We start from the raw sequence: 1,369 nt of genomic DNA, 5'->3' as shown, positions 1-1,369 counted from the left end.
CTCGCGGGGTACGCCGCGCTGCCCTGCGGGGTGCCGCGGTTGGAGTCCTGGCTGGTCGGGGGGAGCATCGACACCGGCACCGAGGACATCGTCACGCTCACGAACGCGGCCGACGTCCCGTCGACGGTGACACTCTCGGTGTACGGACCTGCCCGCAGCACCCGGACGGTCATCGTCCCCGCCCGGTCGCAGGCAGCTCTCCCGCTCACATCGTTCGCCACCGGCAACGACGTGCCCGTGGTCAAGGTGAGCGCGGTGGGCGCACCGGTGCGAGCCGCCCTCCAGTCCTCGCTCGTGCGCGTTCTCGATCCCGCAGGCATCGATCTCCAGGACTCGGTGGCGGGGCCGCAGCAGAAGCTCGTCTTCACGGGAGTGCAGGCCTTCGCGGCCAGCGGCGATGATGCGGAGATGGCCGTCCTGCGCGTGCTCTCACCGGGTGTCGCCGCGCGCGTCCAGGTGACGGTGCGCGCAGAGGGCGCGACGGGCGCCGCTGACGAGTTCACGGTCCCGGTCGAGGCCGATCTGCCCTCTCAGGTGTCGCTTTCCGGCCTCGAGCCGGGGCAGTACACCGTCGAGGTCGAATCCGACGTGCCGCTGGTCGCCGCGATCAGGCAGCAGGACGGATTCGGTCTCGACTCGGACTTCGCCTGGGTGATGCCCTCCCCGGAGCTCGACGTCGACGTGGTGTTCGCGGTTCCGGCCGGCCCCGACGCCCGACTGCAGCTGGCGAACACGTCCGACCGCGATGCGACGGTGACGCTGGAATCCCTCGACGGCGGCCAGCCGCAGGAGATCGTCATCCCGGCGGGACGCACCGGCGGACTCGAGGTGCCCGGGCGGACCACCTATCGGATGCAGACGACAGCCCCCGTGCATGCTGCGGTGACCCTCACGGGACCCGGGGCGATCGCGGTGCTGCCCGTTCAGGCGAGCGGTGCCGGAGAGAAGCCGATCACGGTCTATCCCTGACCGAGGAGAGAGTCTCCGCAGCGGGAATCTCAGTGGTCGTGGCCGAGATCCCACGGCTCGCGGCCGACGTACTCCGCCGCTGCCCGGAACACGGCGCTCTCGATCGCCATACGGCGGTGCGCCGCATCGTCGTGCCCCGGGGGGAGGAGCCGCTCGATGGGAAGACGGAACAGCACGATGCGCTTGTTCTTGCGGTCGAGGTACCAGCGCGGCACCTCTTCGGTCGCATCGAATCCCGGGATCGCGCCGATCTCGAACCTCACGTCCTGCAACTCCGGCCATGTGCCGCGGAGGAATTCGACCGCGGTGCCGACGGTGAGATCGAATCTGTCGAGGCGGCCGTCGAGCGGAGCCAGCGGTGGCCGCACGACCTCGCTGCGGCCGAGGCGGCCGTGGCGGC

At 70.7% G+C, this 1,369-nt stretch carries 2 protein-coding genes; one reads left to right on the top strand and one right to left on the bottom strand.

All coding sequences use genetic code 11. From position 1 onward, the window contains the following. Positions 1 to 969 (top strand): DUF5719 family protein (locus KZA10_RS15390; RefSeq protein WP_218683320.1); only part of this gene is annotated, 969 nt, incomplete at its 5' end. A 29-nt stretch (positions 970 to 998) separates the two neighbouring features. On the opposite strand, the gene KZA10_RS15385 is transcribed toward KZA10_RS15390, so the two are convergent. Continuing rightward, the coding region (locus tag KZA10_RS15385; RefSeq protein WP_256934942.1) for a hypothetical protein at positions 999 to 1,369 on the bottom strand (371 nt) is incomplete at its 5' end.

Source organism: Microbacterium sp. BF1 (assembly GCF_019279095.1).
Classification (GTDB): Bacteria; Actinomycetota; Actinomycetes; order Actinomycetales; family Microbacteriaceae; genus Microbacterium; species Microbacterium maritypicum.
Note: the sequence above shows the minus strand (reverse complement) of the source record. Positions and strands in the feature narration are given on the sequence as shown.